This is a genomic window from Albidovulum sp. (genome assembly GCF_008933605.1).
Taxonomy (GTDB): Bacteria; Pseudomonadota; Alphaproteobacteria; order Rhodobacterales; family Rhodobacteraceae; genus Albidovulum.
Genome location: NZ_WBUS01000276.1, coordinates 1 through 2,128 on the forward strand (window position 1 = coordinate 1; position 2,128 = coordinate 2,128).

Genomic DNA, 2,128 nt, shown 5'->3' on the forward strand with positions numbered 1-2,128 from the left:
CGTGAAAGCTCATCCCGGCTGTCCCATAGCAGGCCCGGATGTTGGCACTCAGGGGAAAAATTGCGGTTAACGCGCATGGCTGGCACCGAACCGGCCACAATCCAAGCAAAGACTTGCCGGTACGCCCGGTCCCGTGCATATCGCCCGGCATGGCCAGCCAGCTCGACTACACCACGATCCGCGAGATCTTCACCCGCTTCCACGCCGCCGAGGCGGAACCGAAGGGGGAACTGGAGCATCGGAACGCCTTCACGCTCCTCGTCGCGGTGGCGCTCTCGGCGCAGGCGACGGATGCCGGCGTGAACAAGGCCACGCGCGTGCTTTTCCGGGTCGCCGACACGCCGGAGAAGATGCTGGCGCTGGGGGAAGAGGGGCTGATCGAGCATATCAAGACGATCGGGCTCTTCCGCCAGAAGGCGAAGAACGTCATGCGGCTGTCGCAGATCCTCGCGGAGCAATACGGCGGCGAGGTGCCTTCGTCGCGTGCGGCGCTGATGACGTTGCCGGGGGTCGGGCGCAAGACGGCGAATGTCGTGCTGAACATGTGGTTCCATTTCCCGGCGCAGGCGGTCGATACCCATGTCTTCCGGGTGGCCAACCGCACCGGCATCGCGGCGGGCCGCGACGTGCTGGCCGTCGAGCGCGCCATCGAGGACAACGTGCCGGCGGAGTTCCAGCGCCACGCGCATCACTGGCTGATCCTGCATGGCCGCTACATCTGCGTCGCCCGCAAGCCGAAGTGCGGCGCCTGTCTCATCCGCGATCTCTGTCCTTACGAGGAGAAGACCCTGTGACCAAACGCTATCAGGTTGTCGGAATCGGCAACGCCATCGTGGATGTGCTGACCCAGTGCGACGACGACTTCCTCGACTGGATGGGGATCGAGAAGGGCATCATGCAGCTCGTCGACCGCGAGCGGGGCGAGACGCTCTACGCCGCGATGAAGGAGCGGACGCAGGCGCCGGGGGGCTCGGTCGGCAACACGCTGGCGGGCTTGGGCAACCTTGGGCTGAAGACCGCCTTCGTCGGGCGGGTGAAGGACGATGCGCTGGGGCGGTTCTACGCGAAGTCGCTGGAGGCGGAGGGCACCGACTTCCCCAATCCGCCGGTCGCGGCCGAACCGCTGCCAACGTCGCGATCGATGATCTTCGTCACGCCCGATGGCGAGCGGTCGATGAACACCTACCTCGGCGCCGGGGCGGACTTCGGGCCCGCTGATCTCGACGCCGGTGTGGTTGCGGAGAGCGACTACCTGTTTCTCGAGGGCTATCTCTTCGACAAGGACCACGGCAAGGCCGCCTTCCGCAAGGCCGCCGCAGCCTGCCACGAAGGCGGCGGCAAGGCCGGGATCGCGCTGTCCGACCCGCTCTGCGTGGACCGCCACCGCGCCGACTTCCGCCGGCTGGTGCGCGACGAGATGGACTATGTCATCGGCAACCAGCACGAATGGACCTCGCTCTACCAGACGGCCGACCTCGAAGCGGCGCTGGCGCAGGCCCACGCCGAATGCGGCACCGTCGTCTGCACCCGTTCGGGCGCCGACGTGATCCTCATCCGCGGGCAGGAACGGGTGGAGGTGCCGGTGCACCGCGTCGTGCCTGTCGATGCCACAGGCGCCGGCGACCAGTTCGCCGCCGGGTTCCTTTACGGTCTGGCCACCGGACAGCCGCTGGCCAAGGCCGGCCGCATGGGCTGCATCGCCGCCGCCGAGGTGATCAGCCACTTCGGCGCGCGCCCCGAAGCGGATGTCAAGGCGCTGTTCCGGTCGCACGGGCTGATCTGACCGGCCATGCGGGCGACGTTTGCCCGACTCGTGCAACCCGTGGTAGAATTTCCAAGCGGCTGGCCGGAGATGCGGCCAGCGGCGTGACGCCATTTTTTCGAAGTCATTGGAGAGAGCCATGGAAAAGTTCGTCATCCTTCGGGATGCCAGCCGGGGCATGCGCCCCGAGGCCATCTACCCCCGGCCCGGACCCTTCGGCACCGCGGTTGGCCGCCTCGACGTTCCGCCCGAACCCCGCATCGACACCGCGGAGCTTTCCTCGGCCGAGTTGCGGGGAGCGGCGCGCGACCCCGAGGTCGTCGCCGTCGCGCGGGCGATGCCGATCCGGCTCATCGAACCCCGGGG

2 protein-coding genes and 1 pseudogene are annotated in these 2,128 nt (G+C 67.7%); all 3 read left to right on the forward strand.

The features are described 5' to 3' along the window. Positions 1 to 149: 149 nt before the first annotated feature. Positions 150 to 794, forward strand: coding sequence for an endonuclease III (gene nth, locus F9K34_RS18725; RefSeq protein ID WP_291338615.1), 645 nt, complete (start codon positions 150 to 152; stop codon positions 792 to 794). Next, complete coding sequence (locus tag F9K34_RS18730; RefSeq protein WP_291338616.1) at positions 791 to 1,783, forward strand: adenosine kinase; 993 nt, start codon at positions 791 to 793, stop codon at positions 1,781 to 1,783. The genes nth and F9K34_RS18730 overlap by 4 nt, the downstream gene beginning before the upstream one ends. A 118-nt stretch (positions 1,784 to 1,901) precedes the next feature. Beyond that, positions 1,902 to 2,128 (forward strand): annotated as a pseudogene (locus F9K34_RS18735) (S8 family peptidase); the annotation flags it as partial.

Coding starts and splice junctions, on each gene's coding strand:
- nth (WP_291338615.1), top strand. CDS start 150: ATGGCCAGCCAGCTCGACTACACCACGATCCGCGAGATCTTCACCCGC.